At 67.5% G+C, this 15,135-nt stretch carries 14 protein-coding genes; 11 read left to right on the top strand and 3 right to left on the bottom strand.

What is annotated here, in order from left to right; genetic code table 11:
• Nucleotides 1-234 precede the first annotated feature (234 nt).
• Nucleotides 235-1,128, bottom strand: coding sequence for a DMT family transporter (locus C666_RS07625; RefSeq protein ID WP_004336268.1), 894 nt, complete (start codon nt 1,126-1,128; stop codon nt 235-237).
• A 13-nt stretch (nt 1,129-1,141) separates the two neighbouring features.
• Nucleotides 1,142-1,684, bottom strand: coding sequence for a response regulator transcription factor (locus tag C666_RS07620; RefSeq protein WP_004336267.1), 543 nt, complete (start codon nt 1,682-1,684; stop codon nt 1,142-1,144).
• Nucleotides 1,685-2,145: 461 nt separating this feature from the next.
• Between C666_RS07620 and ectA the strand changes: the two genes are divergently transcribed.
• The 4 genes from ectA (at nt 2,146) to thpD (ending at nt 5,434) form a co-directional block, all read left to right on the top strand.
• A complete protein-coding gene (ectA, locus tag C666_RS07615) occupies nt 2,146-2,673 on the top strand; it encodes a diaminobutyrate acetyltransferase (protein ID WP_004336266.1) in 528 nt (175 codons plus the stop codon).
• Between the two features lie 100 nt (nt 2,674-2,773).
• Nucleotides 2,774-4,042 carry a diaminobutyrate--2-oxoglutarate transaminase gene (gene ectB / locus C666_RS07610; RefSeq protein ID WP_004336265.1) on the top strand — a complete coding sequence of 423 codons (1,269 nt, stop codon included), beginning with the start codon at nt 2,774-2,776 and terminating at the stop codon, nt 4,040-4,042.
• Between the two features lie 47 nt (nt 4,043-4,089).
• Entirely contained in the window at nt 4,090-4,479 is a 390-nt protein-coding gene (locus C666_RS07605) for an ectoine synthase (protein ID WP_004336264.1), read from the top strand.
• Between the two features lie 13 nt (nt 4,480-4,492).
• Nucleotides 4,493-5,434, top strand: coding sequence for an ectoine hydroxylase (thpD, locus tag C666_RS07600; RefSeq protein WP_004336263.1), 942 nt, complete (start codon nt 4,493-4,495; stop codon nt 5,432-5,434).
• A gap of 24 nt (nt 5,435-5,458) precedes the next feature.
• Here the strand turns inward: thpD and C666_RS07595 are convergent, their stop codons facing one another.
• Nucleotides 5,459-6,817 carry a sensor histidine kinase gene (locus tag C666_RS07595; RefSeq protein WP_245603905.1) on the bottom strand — a complete coding sequence of 453 codons (1,359 nt, stop codon included), beginning with the start codon at nt 6,815-6,817 and terminating at the stop codon, nt 5,459-5,461.
• Nucleotides 6,818-7,037: 220 nt separating this feature from the next.
• On the opposite strand from C666_RS07595, the gene nosZ reads away from it, so the two are divergent.
• The 7 genes from nosZ to C666_RS07560 all read left to right on the top strand — a co-directional run.
• Nucleotides 7,038-8,981, top strand: a complete 1,944-nt coding sequence (nosZ, locus tag C666_RS07590; RefSeq protein ID WP_081593401.1) for a TAT-dependent nitrous-oxide reductase — start codon at nt 7,038-7,040, stop codon at nt 8,979-8,981.
• A 161-nt stretch (nt 8,982-9,142) separates the two neighbouring features.
• On the top strand, nt 9,143-11,353 hold the full coding sequence (locus C666_RS07585; protein WP_038000469.1) for a NosR/NirI family protein: 2,211 nt from the start codon (nt 9,143-9,145) through the stop codon (nt 11,351-11,353).
• Complete coding sequence (locus C666_RS07580) at nt 11,350-11,775, top strand: hypothetical protein (RefSeq protein ID WP_004336259.1); 426 nt, start codon at nt 11,350-11,352, stop codon at nt 11,773-11,775. Before C666_RS07585 ends, C666_RS07580 begins: the two co-directional genes overlap by 4 nt.
• 164 nt (nt 11,776-11,939) lie before the next feature.
• Nucleotides 11,940-13,226 carry a nitrous oxide reductase family maturation protein NosD gene (locus tag C666_RS07575; protein WP_028792104.1) on the top strand — a complete coding sequence of 429 codons (1,287 nt, stop codon included), beginning with the start codon at nt 11,940-11,942 and terminating at the stop codon, nt 13,224-13,226.
• Nucleotides 13,198-14,145, top strand: a complete 948-nt coding sequence (locus tag C666_RS07570; RefSeq protein WP_004336255.1) for an ABC transporter ATP-binding protein — start codon at nt 13,198-13,200, stop codon at nt 14,143-14,145. The genes C666_RS07575 and C666_RS07570 overlap by 29 nt, the downstream gene beginning before the upstream one ends.
• A 10-nt stretch (nt 14,146-14,155) precedes the next feature.
• Nucleotides 14,156-14,986, top strand: a complete 831-nt coding sequence (locus C666_RS07565; protein ID WP_004336254.1) for an ABC transporter permease — start codon at nt 14,156-14,158, stop codon at nt 14,984-14,986.
• A 26-nt stretch (nt 14,987-15,012) separates the two neighbouring features.
• Nucleotides 15,013-15,135, top strand: a 123-nt coding sequence (locus C666_RS07560) for a twin-arginine translocation signal domain-containing protein (RefSeq protein WP_004336253.1), incomplete at its 3' end; no start/stop codon positions are given.

Here is a 15,135-nt window from a genome sequence, read left to right as displayed (position 1 = left end):
CGGTGGCGCTGCGCTACATCGCGGTCATCAAGGTGGCGCGAGGATCTCGACGCCCGCATCAAGCGCCTGGCACGCCTGCGCAACATGCTCGACAGTTGCATCGGCTGCGGCTACCCGTCGCTGAACGAATGCCCGCTACGCAATCCGGAGGACACGCTGGGAGGCGAGGGGCCCGGGCCGCGGCCGCTGGAACGCCCCTGGCGGCGGCCGGCGCATGCAAGACTCCCCTGCCCCTCAGCGCCCCGCCAGCATCCTCAGCACGTCCCGCACCACCCGCCAGCGGCTGAGCACGAGGGCCGAGAAGATCAGCGTACAGCCGAAGAACTGCAGCGCGCCCATGCGCTCGCCGAACCACCACGCGGCGGCAAGCGCGGTCCACATCGGCTCCAGCATCAGGATGACTGCGGCGTGGCTGGGCGTGGTCAGGCTCTGCCCATGGAGCTGGGCGAAAAAACGCAGCGTGGTGGCGAACAGGGCGCTGCCCAGCAGCCAGCCCAGCACCGGCGCCTGCACCGCGCCGGGCCAGGTTTCCAGCGCGGCCGACAACGGCAGCATCAGCACCCCGACCGTCGTCACCTGCACGGTGCTCAGCGCCAGCGCCGGAACGTCGTGCACGACACGGCCGTTGAGGTTGATCAGCACCGCGAAGACCGCCGCCGCCGCAACGAAGAACCACTGCCCGGGCTCGACGCGGAAGCCGTGCTCCAGCGACAGGCAGGCGAAGCCCACCAGCGCCAGCGGCATCGACACCCAGACCATGCGCGGCGGCCGCTCGCCGAAGAACAGGCGGCCGACCAGGGGAACGAGCACGACCCCCAGGCTGGCGATGAACGCCCCCTCGCCGATGTGCCTGGCATGCTGCAGGCCGCTGATCCAGAACGCCATCGCCAGTGCGAACAGGGCGCCGACCATCAGCGCGCCCCGCCAGCCCCTGCGCCCGAGCACGCGCAGCTGCGGCCAGCCGAACACGGCCAGCGCCACGCCCGCCAGCAGGAAACGGCTACCGACGAACAGCAGGGGCGGCAGCCCGGCGAGCGCTTCCTTGGAGAAGATCCAGCCCGCCGCGGCCGCCAGCGTGGCCAGCAACAGGAACAGATCCGCCTCCAGCGGATGGCGTGCGGCGGTCACGGACGGCGCACGCTCAGGTGCCGCCCGGCGGGCGGGCGAGCTTGCGCTGCAGCGTGCGGCGGTGCATCTGCAACGCCCTCGCGGTCGCCGAGATGTTGCCGTCGTGCCCGGCGAGCACGCGCTGGATGTGCTCCCATTCGAGGCGGTCGACCGACATCGGCGCCTCGGGCGCACGTTCGTCGATGACGACGTCCTCGGCCTGCAAGGCCTTGATGATGGCATCCACGTCGGCCGGCTTGGCCAGGTACTGGACGGCGCCGAGCTTCACCGCATCCACGGCGGTGGCGATGCTGGCATAGCCGGTCAGCACCAGGATGCGCGCGCCGGGACTGGCGTCGAGCAGCGGGCGGATGAGCTTGAGGCCGGATTCGCCGCCGATGTTGAGGTCGAGCACGATGAACTCGGGCGAATGATCCTGCGCCAGTTCGAGCGCGCCTTCACAGTCGGTGGCGCCATAGGTGTCGAAGCCGCGCTGCGCGAGCGCGCGCGCCAGCACGCGATTGAAGGCGGGGTCGTCATCGACGACGAGCAGGGTCGGGGCGTGTTCGGAATTCATGCGGCAGGCTGATGCAGCGGGACGGCGGAGCGCGCAATGTTGCCACCTCCCGGACACGAAAGGAAATCCGACCCCGCGCCGGACCGATACGGCACCGCGCGATGGAGGACCCGCCCACGCAAAACCCCGGTCAATGCAGGCCCAGGCCATCCGCAGAAGCCCCCATGCACGCACCGGACGCGAGGCTCCATCTGTATAAACACTGCATGAGCGCTTGCACAAATTATATTTGTCGCAATATAATTTATACGAACACGCATTCACCTCCCGGCGAATCCTTCGTGATTCTTCGCCCGATCCGCGGCCGGCAGCCGGTCAGGTCGGGTTCATTCAACGGCCTGAGCGTCGCTTGAGTTCCTTTGCAGGCCCTTCGGGGCCGGCCGGCAGGCGACGCCCGCCGGCTTGGTGTGCCGCTCGCCATCCGATGGCAAACGCCGCACCACCGACAAACAACCCATGGCATGAACGACACGGACCGACGTAAGCCGAGCATTTCCCGTCCCCTTCATTTCCGGCCCGCACGCCCCGACGACGGCGCCGCCCTGTGGCGGCTGGTCGGAGCCACGGGCGCGCTGGAACTCAATTCAGCCTATTTCTACCTCCTGTTCGCAGCCGATTTCGGCGACACCTGCCTGGTCGCCGAACACGACGGCCGCATGGTCGGCGCCGTCGTCGGCTACCACCCGCCGCGCCAGACCGACACGGCCTTCGTATGGCAAATCGGCGTCCTGCCGGAACACCGCGGCCAGGGCCTGGGGCTGAAGCTGCTGCAGGAATGGAGCGCGCTGCCGGCCAATCGCGGCTGCAGGTGGGTCACCGCCACCGTCGCCGACGACAACACGGCTTCACAGGCGCTGTTCCGCCGCTTCGCCCGCGACTGCGGCACGGACTGCGCAGTCTCGCCGCTGTTCACAGCGGACATGTTCCCCTGTCCGCACCCTGCGGAACCCCTGTACCGCATCGGTCCGCTCGACGGCTCGGCGCCCTGAGCCTCTGCGCCGGGGACGGCGCTCGCCAAGCGCTTTGCCAACGCCATCAGTCGGTGCCACCGGCTGATGTCACCACTCGACCATTACAAGGAGGAGTCTGATGAACGTCTTCGAACGACACGAATCCGAGGTCCGCGGCTATTGCCGCAATTTCCCCGCAGTATTCACCACGGCCAAAGGCGCCTGGATGACCGACCAGCGTGGCCGGCGCTATCTCGATTTCTTCTGCGGCGCCGGCGTGCTCAACTACGGCCACAACCCCGAACCCATCAAACGCGCGCTGACCGACTACCTGGCGGCCGACGGCATCACCCATACGCTCGACATGTACAGCACGGCGAAGGCGCGCTTCATCGAACGCTTCCACGATTTGATCCTGGCGCCGCGCGGCCTGTCGTACAAGCTCCAGTTCCCCGGCCCCACCGGCACGAACGCGGTCGAGGCCGCCTTGAAGCTTGCGCGCAAGGTCACCGGCCGCGAACAGGTGGTGAGCTTCACCAACGCCTTCCACGGCATGACGCTGGGCTCGCTGGCAGTGACCGGCAACGGCTTCAAGCGCGCCGGCGCCGGCGTGCCGCTGTCGCACGCCTCCTCCGTCCCCTTCGACGGCTATCTCGGCAGCGACGTCGATACCCTCGACTACTTCGAGGCGATGCTGCTCGACAACGGCAGCGGCATGGAAGTGCCGGCAGCGGTCATCGTCGAGACGGTACAGGCGGAAGGCGGCGTCAACGTCGCCAGCGCCGAATGGCTGCGCCGCCTGCGCCGGATCACCCGGAACAACGGCATCGTCCTCATCGTCGATGACATCCAGGTCGGCTGCGGACGCGTCGGCGGCTTCTTCAGCTTCGAAGAAGCCGGCATCGAACCCGACATCGTGACGCTGTCGAAGTCGCTGTCCGGCTACGGCCTGCCACTCGCGCTGGTGCTGATCCGGCCGGACCTCGACCAATGGGCGCCGGGCGAGCACAACGGCACCTTCCGCGGCCACTGCCCCGCCTTCGTCACCGCAACCGCGGCGCTGGAACACTACTGGCAGGACGACCGCCTGAACCGCGCGGTGGAGCACAAGGGTGAACGGGTGCACAAGCACCTGCAACGCATGCTGAAGTCGCACGGTGTCGAAGGCGCGGTGCGCGGCCGCGGCCTGATCCAGGGGGTCGAGTTCGGCGACCCCGGACTTGCCGGCCGCGTCTCCCAGGCTTGCTTCGAGCGTGGACTGATCATCGAGACCGCCGGCATCGACGGCCAGGTTCTGAAGCTGCTGCCCAGCCTGACCATGGACGAGGCAACGCTGACGAAAGGGCTGGACACGATAGACGCCGCGCTCGCCGCCACGCTCGCCGCAGAAATCGGCCAGGTCGCCTGAGGCGCCGCATCACCTTTTCCACCCCAAGCACATCGAGGGCTCGAATCATGATCGTGAAACATCTCGACGACATCATCGGCACCGCGGCCGACGTCGACACCGAAGGCTGGACCAGCCGCCGCCTCATCTACAAGCAGGATGGCATGGGCTACTCGGTCAACGACACCATCATCAAGGCCGGCGCCGAACTCGAGATGGAATACCGCAACCATCTCGAAACCGTCTATTGCATCGACGGCGAGGGCGAGATCACCGATCTCGCCACCGGCCTCACCCACCCCATCCGGCCGGGCACGCTGTACGCCCTCGACGCCCACGACCGCCACATCCTGCGCGCCAATAAGGGCGTGAACATGCGCATGGTGTGCGTCTTCAACCCGCCGCTGACCGGGCGCGAGGTGCATGACGCAGGCGGCGCCTACGTCCTGGCCGACTGAAGAGGAGCACGTCATGACGACGACACTGCCACCACGGGCGGCGCATGCCCGGCCGCGCGACGACGACCGCTATCCGTCCCGCTTCTGGCCGGAGCCGCGCATCGCCGACCGCCAGGACCCGGTGGTCCATGGCCACGCCGGCGACGGCCCGCTGAGCGAAACCGAGCTGCGCTTCTACCGCGACAACGGCTATCTGACTTTCGACCAGTTGATCGGCGCCGACGAGCTCGGCGCCTGCCTCGGCGAGCTCGACGCGCTGCGCCGCGACGAAACCGTCAGGCACGCCGCGGAAGCCATCATCGAACCCGGCAGCGGCGAGCTGCGCTCGCTGTTCGAAGTCCACAGACGCAGCGCCGTGCTGCGCCGGCTGTGCGCCTATCCCCGGCTGGTGGCGATCGCCCGCCAGTTGCTCGGCAGCGAGGTCTATCTGCACCAGTCGCGCATCAACTACAAGAGCGGCTTTCGCGGCAAGGAGTTCTACTGGCACTCAGACTTCGAGACCTGGCACATGGAGGACGGCATTCCGGCGATGCGGATGGTGAGCTGCTCGGTGAGCCTGACGCCCAACACGCCGCACAACGGGCCACTGATGATCATTCCCGGCTCGCACCAGCGCTACATCTCGTGCGTCGGCGCGACGCCGCAGGCGCACTACCTCGCCTCGCTCAGACGCCAGGAAGTGGGCGTGCCCGACGACGCCAGCCTGATGCGGCTGGTCGAAGAGTTCGGCATCGTCGCGCCCACCGGCCCGGCCGGCTCGGTGACCTTCTTCGACTGCAACGTGATGCACGGCTCGAACTCCAACATCACGCCGCTGCCGCGCAGCAACGTCTTCTTCGTCTACAACAGCGTGCACAACACGCCGGCCGCGCCTTTCTGCGGCCTGCCGCCACGCCCCTCCTTCATCGCCGAACGCCGGGACTTCACGCCACTCCCGCCGCACGCCGCGCCGTGAGGCAGCAGCGGGGACGCACCGGACTCATGCGCCAGCGGGACGCAGCGGGACGGCAATGCGTGCAATGGTGCCGCCACCGGGGCGCGAGAGGAAATCCAGCTGGCCGCCGTGATGCTCGACCGCCGCATGCGCCAGCATCAGCCCGACCCCCATGCCTTCGGCGTGGCTGCCGAGCGGCGCATGGCGCGCCGCCGCGAGCCGCCCTTCCGCGATGCCCGAGCCGCTGTCCAGCACGTCGATCCGCAGCATTCCGCCGTCGTCCAGCGCTGCGCGCACCTCCACCGCTGTGCCGGCGCGGCCCGCCGCCGCGTTGGCATTGGCCGCATTGTCGATGAGATTCTGCAGCGCCTCGGCCAGGCTCGCGTCGGCAACGAGACTGTGCGCCGACAGCTCGGGGGAGATCTCCAGGCGCAAGCCGGCTTCCGGGCGCAGGCGCTGCCAGCGCGCCGCCGCGGCGCGCAGCCATGGCCCGGCGAATTCTGCCCCGCCGCCTTCGGCGCGCTGCTGACCGGCCTCGCGCGTCAGGCTGTTGAGTATCTCGCGGCAATGATCGAGCTGCTCCCGCATCAGGCCGAGGTCTTCGCGCATTTCGCCGTCCAGGCCGTCCCGCCGCGCCAGTTCGTCCGCCAGGATGCGGAGCGTGCCGAGCGGCGTGCCCAGCCGGTGCGCCGCGCCAGCCGCAAGGCTGCCAAGGGCGACGACGTGGGCGTCGCGGGCGCGCGCGGAGCGGGCCTCGGCAAGCGCCGCCGCACCTTTCGCCAGCTCGGCATTGAGCCGGGCGATGAACCACACCACGGTCACCGCGGCGAGCGCGAAGCTGATCGACATGCCGGCGAGGTGCCAGTGCATCGCCGCGGCGGCATCGGCGAGACGCACCGGATGATGAAACTCCCACAACACCGCATAGACGCCGATCGCGGCCGCCGCCAGCGCCCAGGCCTGGCGCGCGGGCAGGATCGAGGCGCCCACCGCCACGACCGGCAGCAGCAACGAGATCGCCGGATTGGTGACGCCGCCGCCGTAGAACAGGAAAGCTCCCCAGCCCAGCAGGTCGAGCAGCAGCTGCACGAAGGCGCCGCCACGCCCGTCGAGCCAGCGCGCCAGGCCGGCCAGCAGGGCCAGGTTCACCGCCGCCAGGACCAGCGCCACCGCCAGCAGGGGCTGCGCGGGATGCCCAGGAGCAAGCACGGGAAACACGAGCACGGCCATCGCCACCATGGCGGCGACCGACAGCCAGCGAAATTGCAGCAGGCGGGCCGGATCCGTGCGCAGCGCGGCGATCTCCGGCTCGGTGGGCATGCCGCCCCCGCCCGTACGGGAAGCGCCCACCAAGCCTGCGGGGTCGGACTGCGATGCGCTGGAACCGCCGCGAAGAAGATTCATCCTGATGAAATCCCATACGGACACGGCCGCTTCCGATGCCGACGGAAAGGACGGTCCTTAACCCAGATCAAGGTTTGCCCCCGCAGCCGGGCCTAGAGTGCACCTGCGACAAAACGCCACAGGACATTTTGTCACAGGCATCCGCCCAGCCCGCGCAAGACGCACGCGTTCCGGATGACTGGACGAACGCCGATCAAGCCAGAACGGGAGCGACATGATCATGAACGAAGATGTGAAGATGAACCAGGCCGACGCGATGCCCGACCCGAACCGCCGCAAGTTCCTCAACACCGCCGCCTTCGCCGGCCTGGCCGGCGCGGGCCTGTCGGTGGGCCTGTCGGCATGCAACAAGGAATCCGCCCCGGCGGCCGCGCCCGCGGCCGTATCCGCGGCTGCCCCCGCGGCAGCGCACAACTCGGTGCACTTGAAGCCGGGCGAACTCGACACCTACTACGGCTTCTGGAGCGGCGGCCACACCGGCGACTTCCGCGTGCTGGGTCTGCCTTCCGGGCGCGAACTGCACCGCGTGCCCTGCTTCGTCCCCGACGCGCTCGTGGGCTGGGGCGTCACCAACGAATCGAAGGCGGTCATGGGCACCAAGCCCGACGGCAGCCTGCGCTACACCGTCGGCGACACCCACCACACCCACGCCTCGTACAAGGACGGCAACTACGACGGCCGCTATGCGTGGATCAACGACAAGATCAACAGCCGCATCGCCCGCATCCGGCTCGACTACCTGATCTGCGACAAGATCACCGAGTTGCCCAACGTGCAGGGCTTCCACGGCATCTTCCCGGACAAGCGCGACCCGGTCGATCCCGCGATCAACTACACCACCCGCGTGTTCTGCGGCGCCGAGTTCCACACTCCGCTGCCGAACGACGGCCGTGACGCCGATGCGCCGGAACAATACCGCGCGCTCTTCAGCTGCATCGATGCCGAAACCATGGACGTGCGCTGGCAGGTCCTGATCGACGGCAACTGCGACCTCGTCGCCACTTCGTACGACGGCAAGCTCGCCGCCTCGAACCAGTACAACACCGAGGGCGGCTACCACTATGAAGGCATGATGTCGGCCGAACGCGACGCCTGCATCTTCTTCAACGTCGGCCGCATCGAGCAGGCGGTCAAGGACGGCAAGTTCAAGACCTTCGGCACCTCCAAGGTGCCGGTCGTCGATGGCACCAAGGCCGCCAACGCCGACCCCGCGACCGCGCTGGTCGCCTACGTGTCGGTTCCGAAGAACCCGCACGGCGTCAACGCCAGCCCGGACGGCAAGTACTTCATCTGCGCCGGCAAGCTGTCGCCGACCGCCACCGTGATCGAGCTGGCCAAGGTGCTCGAATGGTTCGACGGCAAGCTGGACGACCTGGACAAGGCCATCGTCGCCGAAGTCGAGATCGGCCTCGGCCCGCTGCACACGGCCTTCGACGGCCGCGGCAATGCCTACACCACGCTGTTCCTCGACAGCCAGATCGTGAAGTGGAACGTGGAGGCGGCCATCAAGTTCCACGGCGGCGACACCAACGCCCAGTACGTGGTCGACCGCCTCGACGTGCATTACCAGCCCGGCCACATCAACGCCTCGCAGTCCGAGACCATGTTCGCCGACGGCAAGTGGCTGTGCGTGGGGTGCAAGTTCTCGAAGGACCGCTTCCTGCCGGTCGGCCCGCTGCACGCCGAAACCGAGCAGCTGGTCGACATCTCGGGCGACAAGATGGTGCTGATGGCTGACCACCCGGTCCGCCCCGAGCCGCACGACTTCATCATCTTCAAGCGCGACCTGCTGCAGCCCAAGCAGGTGTACGACATCAACGACTTCCCGAACGCGGTCAAGGATGCGAAGGAGGCCGGCGTGTTCCGCGACGGCAACAAGGTCACGGTCAAGATCACCTCGCTGGCGCCGGCCTTCGAGCCGCGCGAGTTCAAGCTCAAGCTGGGCGACGAAGTCACCGTCATCCTGACCAACCTGGACAAGATCGAAGACTTGACGCACGGCTTCGCGATTCCGAAGTACAACGTCAACTTCATCGTCAATCCGCAGGAAACCAAGTCGGTGACCTTCAAGGCCGACAAGCCGGGCGTGTTCTGGTGCTACTGCACCCACTTCTGCCATGCGCTGCACCTCGAAATGCGCAGCCGCATGATCGTCGAGGCATGACACCGGCACGCTAGCAGGCCGCATAGCAACAGGGGGCGCCAAGCCCCCTGTTGCTTTTCCAGACGCGCCGCGGCACGCCTTCTCCGACGAATTGATCCGGGACAAATACACCCTGTTCCGGCTTTCCTAGACTCCATCGCAATTTCCTAATGGAGCGCATCATGAAGCCCCTCTCCGCCCTGCGGGGCATCGCAATGGCGGCCCTTCTCGCTGCCGTCGCCCTCCTCCCTCCGCCCGCCGGCGCGCAAAGCGCGTACGAGGCCAAGCTGCCGCCCGAGGTCAATACCGCGCCGGCGCTGTGCGACTACGTCCCCTGTACCGACGTGCTGCCCGGCGCGACGAGTTTCTCCGAACGCAAGGGCCAGCCGTCCTACGTCGAGGGCTACGCGGAGGAAAACGGCACGCGCAAGCTGGTCGGCTACGTCGTGCTGTCGACCGACGTCACCGACACCCCGGCCTACTCCGGCAAGCCGGTGATCACGCTGATCGGCCTCACGCCGCAGGGCCACTTCGCCGGCATCAAGATCCTCAAGCACTCCGAGCCGATCCTGCTGCTGGGCATTCCCGAGTCCGCGCTGGTCAAGTTCAACGACCAGTACCTGGGCAAGTTCGTCGGCGACAACATCGAGATCGGCCGCTCGCGCCCGGAAGAAGACATCATCGGCCTGGATGCGATCTCGGGCGCCACGGTGACGGTCATCGCGCAGAACCAGGTGATGATGATGTCCGGCGCCTCGGTCGGCCGCCAGGTCGGCATCCTGGAAGCGGCCGTGCGCCCGCAGGCCGAGTTCGCCGACCGCGGCCGTGCACTCGACTGGGCCACGATGGTCAGCGAAGGCGTGGTGCAGCGCCTGGCGGTGATGCCCGAGCAAGTCGGCCTGGCGCGCAGCAGCGAACCCTTCATCGAGCTGTGGTACGGCTACCTGAACCACCCCGAGGTCGGCCGCGCGATCATGGGCGAAACCGGCTGGCGCACGCTGATGAGCCGGCTGGCCGAAGGCGAGCACGCGCTGTTCGTGATCCGTACCGGCGGCAACGAATCCTTCAAGGGTTCGGGCTTCGTACGCGGCGGCATCTACGATCGCATCCAGATCCGCCAGGGCCAGGACGCCTTCACCTTCCGCGACCTCGACTACCTCAACCTGTACGGCATCTCGGCGCCCGGCGCCCCGGCCTTCAACGAATCGGGCATATTCATCGTGCGCTCGCCCGCCTTCTCCGGCGCCTTCCCGTGGAAGTTCATCTTCCTCGGCAACCGCGTCGACCGCGAGACGGGCGCGCGCACCTTCGTGAACTTCGACCGTGAATACTGGCTGCCCGCGGCCTACCTCGACGGCGGCCGCCCGGAGGTGAAGAAGCCCGACGCCCCCTGGGTGCGGGTGTGGAAGACGCGCGCGCTGGAAATCGGCCTGTTCGCCGCGCTGCTCGTGGCCGTGGCCGTGGTCTATGCCAAGCGCGACGCGCTGACGCGCCGCTCGACGCGCAAGAACAAGTGGCCGGTCAACGCCTTCAAATACACTTTCTGGGTGATCAGCATCGGCTTCGTCGGCTTCGGCCTGCTCGCACAGCCCTCGATCACGCAGGTGCTGACCTGGTTCCATTCGCTGCTGTTTCAGTGGAAATGGGAGCTGTTCCTGACCGATCCCTTCATCTTCCTGTTCTGGATCTTCATCATCCTCACCACTTTCGTGTGGGGCCGGGGACTCTTCTGCGGCTGGATGTGCCCCTTTGGCTCGCTGTCCGAGCTGATCCACAAGGTGGGAGAAACGATCGGCCTCAAGCGCTTCCAGTTCGAGCTGCCGATGAAGTGGCACAACCGCCTGAAGTGGATCAAGTACGCGGTGTTCTTCATTCTGCTCACAGTATCGGTGTTCTCGATGGGCTTGGCCGAGATGCTGGCCGAGGTGGAGCCGTTCAAGACCACCTTCCTCGTCGGCATGTTCAACCGCGCCTGGCCCTACACCTTGTTCGTGGCGGTGCTGCTCGGCCTGTCGATCTTCATGGAGCGGCCGTTCTGCAAGTACCTGTGCCCACTCGGCGCCTCGCTGGCGATGCCTTCGACCTTCCGCTGGTTCGGCCTCAAGCGCAAGCAGGAATGCAGCACCTGCAAGGCCTGCGCAGTAGGTTGCGGTTCGCTGGCGATCGACGAGCACGGCCGCATCGACCATCGCGAATGCATGCACTGCCTCGACTGCATGATCCTCTATACCGACGAGAACACCTGCCCGCCGCTGGCGCAGGAGCGCAAGCGCCGCACCAAGGCCGGCCTGACGCTGACGCCGATCGGCAAGGACGGCTACTACATCCCGATCCAGCCGGCGCCAGCCGCCCAAGGCCTGAGCGCCGTCACGTCGACGAGGAGCGCATCATGATCGACCCCCGCAGCATGACCGAGCCGGTGAAGCCGCCATACCCCGGCGGCGTCCTGGCGCACATCGGCGCCGAGATCTGGGACCACCTGTGGCCCTGGAGCCGCAGCGGCTTCCAGCGCCAGCGCACGATCCAGGCCGCCAGCCTGGCGATCGCGCTCGCCGCCACCCTCGTCTGGGTGCTGGCGGCACTGGGCAACGACCTTGCCCCCAACACGATCATCGGCTGGTGGTTCGGCTGGAGCGTGTTCGAAGTCGTGGTCCGCCTCGGCTCCAAACCCTACGTCAAGGAAGGTCCATGGTGGAGCCAGCGCTACCGCAAGGCGAGCGTGATGGACATGATCTGCTACGTCGGCTTCAAGAACCTGCTGATTGGCGCAACGCTGTTCATCGCCCTCAAGAGTCTCGGCCTGCTGGTGCTCTGAGTCTTCCTCCGCACGATCACCGTCCGTCCCCGCGGGCGGTGATCGTTTGCGACGCAGCCGGCGCGGCCGCGGCCGCCAAGGGGCAGGTCCCCACTTTGCCAAGATCAAGGCACACTGAGACATTGCGTCGCATAATCGCCCCACGCTCAAGCACCGACGGATCAATGCCTCTGCCCGCCCGCCTCTTTCGCCTTGCTGCAGCTCTTGCCTTGCTGGCCACACTCGCCCTGCCGGCCGCGGCCACGGTGTGGCGGGTGAAGGCGGGTGAATCCATCCAGGCCGCCATCGACCGCGCCGCGCCGGGCGACACCATCGAAGTCGAACGCGCGCGCTACGTCGAGAACCTGCTGATCACCCGGCCGCTGACGCTGCGCGGCATCGACCGGCCGACGATCTCGGGCGGCCTGCGCGGCGATACCATCCGCATCAAGGCCGAGAACGTCACCATCGAAGGGCTGATCATCGCCGACTCCGGCGCGAGCCTGCGCGAACAGAATGCCGGCATCTACGTCTGGCCGGGCTCGCACCATGCCGTGGTGCGCAACTGCGACTTCGCCTACACCCTGTTCGGACTGTGGATCGAGCAGTCGAACGATGTCCTCATCGAGGGCAACCTGATCACCGGCAAGCGCGAACTGCAATCGTCCCAGCGCGGCAACGGCATCCAGCTCTACAACACCCGCCGCGCGCGCATCATCGGCAACAACATCAGCTTCGTGCGCGACGCGCTGTACGTGGATGTGTCGCACGACGCGCAGTTCCGCGACAACCGCCTGCACCATAGCCGCTACGGCACGCACTACATGAATGCCTACGACAACGTGTGGGAAGGCAACGACAGCTGGATGAACCGCGGCGGCCTGGCGCTGATGGAAGTGCGCCGCCTGACCGTACGCAACAACCGCGCCTGGGCCAACTCGGACCACGGCATCATGCTGCGCACCATCCAGGACTCGCTGATCGAGAACAACGTCGTCGCCGGCAACCAGCGCGGCTTCTTCATCTACGACGCCGAATACAACGAGCTGCGCGGCAACCGCGTCATCGACAACCGGGTCGGCATCCACCTGTGGGCCGGATCGAAGAACAACAAGGTCGAAGGCAACGACTTCATCGCCAACCGCGAGCAGGTGCGCTACGTCGGCGCGCGCGACATGGTGTGGGGCGAGAAGGAAGGCAACTACTGGAGCAACTACCTCGGCTGGGACCGCGACGGCGACGGCGCCGGCGACGTCCAGTACGAGGCCAACGACATGGTGGACCGTCTCTCATGGCGCCACCCGATGATGAAGCTGCTGCTGGCGAGCCCGGCGGTGCAGACGCTGCGACTGGTGGGCCAGCAGTTCCCGCTGCTGCGCGCGCCCAGCATCGTCGACCCCAAGCCGCGAATGCAGCCGCACAACCCCGACTGGAGCCCATGGCGTGGCCGATACTTCCCCCGCTCCGAATGAGGCCGCGCGCACGGTGATCGTCGCCCGCGGCGTGCGCAAGCACTATGGCAGCATCCATGCGGTCGACGGCGTCGACCTGGACGTGCGCGAAGGCGAACTGTTCGGCCTCATCGGCCACAACGGCGCCGGCAAGAGCACGCTGTTCAAGATGATGCTCGGCCTGATCCCGCTGAGCGCGGGCGAGATCCGCATCGACGGCGCCCCGGTGGGCGGCGCCGGCGGCGACTTCCGCGCGGTGAGGCGCAAGATCGGCTACCTGCCCGAGAACGTGGTGCTGTACGACAACCTCACCGGGCTGGAGACGCTGCAGTTCTTCGCCCGGCTGAAAGGCGTGCCGCCGCAGGGCAACGCCGCGCTGCTCGAGCGCGTCGGCCTCGCCCACGCCGCCCGCCGGCGCGTGCGCGAATACTCCAAAGGCATGCGCCAGCGCCTCGGCTTCGCCCAGGCCCTGCTCGGCACGCCGCGCATCCTGTTCCTCGACGAGCCCACCACCGGCCTCGACCCCGAGGCGATCCGCGGCTTCTACGCCATCCTGCGGCAGTTGAAGGGCGAGGGCGTGACGATGGTCATCACCTCGCATATCCTGGCCGAGATCCAGGAGCGGGTGGACCGCCTGGCGATCATGGCCGCCGGCAAGGTGCAGGCCACCGGCACCGTACAGGCCCTGCGCGAACAGATGGACCTGCCGCTGTGGTTCAGCGTGCGCGTGGCCGCCGAAGACTTCGAGGCCGTGCGCGCGGCGCTGGGCAGCCTGCCGGTGGGCGCGATCGAGGCACGCGAAGACCATGTCGCGGTACAGTGCCCGCGCGAGGCCAAGATGGCGGTGATCGCCGCGCTGGCCGCGCTCGGCGGCAAGGTGCGCGACCTCAGCGTGCGCGAACCTTCGCTCGAAGACGTGTTCTTCGGCTTTTCGGATTAAGGGGCGAACCATGGAGTTCTCGCAGATTGCCGCCATCGCCGGCAAGGAATTCTGGGACCGCATCCGCAACCGCTGGGTGCTGGCGGTGGCGCTGGTGTTCACCGCGTTCGCGCTGTCGATCGCCTATTTCGGCGCCGCGCAGCAGGGCACCGTAGGTTTCCGCTCGATCGAGGTGACCATCGCCAGCCTCGTCAGCCTCGTCATCTACCTGATCCCGCTGATTGCGCTGGTGCTGGGTTTCGACGCCATCGTCGGCGAGCGCGAGCGCGGCTCGCTCGACCTGCTGCTGTCGATGCCGATCACCCGCGTGGAGCTGCTGCTCGGCAAGTACCTCGGCCTGGCCGGCGCACTGACCTTCTCCACCGTGGCCGGCTTCGGCCTGGTCGGCATCGTGCTGTCGGCGCAGCTCGACCTCAATGCGCTGTTCCACTATTTCGGCTTCATGCTCAGCTCGGTGCTGCTGGGCTGCGCCTTCCTCAGCCTGGCGGTGATGCTGTCGGTGTTCGCCGCCGACCGCACGCGCGCCTCGGGCCTGGCGATCGCGATGTGGTTCTTCTTCGTGCTGATCTTCGACCTGCTGCTGCTCGGCGTGCTGGTCGTGAGCGCCGGCCAGTGGGGCGGCGAGACCCTGCCCTACCTGCTGCTGTTGAATCCGGCCGACGTTTTCCGCATCCTCAACATCTTCTCGCTGGAAGACGTGCGCACGCTGTACGGCCTGGCCACCGTCTTCCCGCCCGCGCTGGCCCGGCCCTGGCTGCTCGGCCTCGTGATGGCGGGCTGGATCGTCGTCCCGCTTGCGATCGCCGCGTGGCGTTTCCGTCTCGGCGCGAACCGCGCCTGACCCCATACTGAGACAGGAGAATCCCCATGTGCACACACCACGGCTGCCGCCACACCGCCCTCGACCGGCGCCGCTTCCTGACCGCCGCGGCCGCGGCCGGCCTGCTCGCCGCCTGCGGCGCACCGGACGGCGGCAGCGGCTCGGTCGCC

Source organism: Thauera linaloolentis 47Lol = DSM 12138, assembly GCF_000310205.1.
Classification (GTDB): Bacteria; Pseudomonadota; Gammaproteobacteria; order Burkholderiales; family Rhodocyclaceae; genus Thauera; species Thauera linaloolentis.
This window is presented reverse-complemented; position numbering and strand designations above follow the sequence as displayed.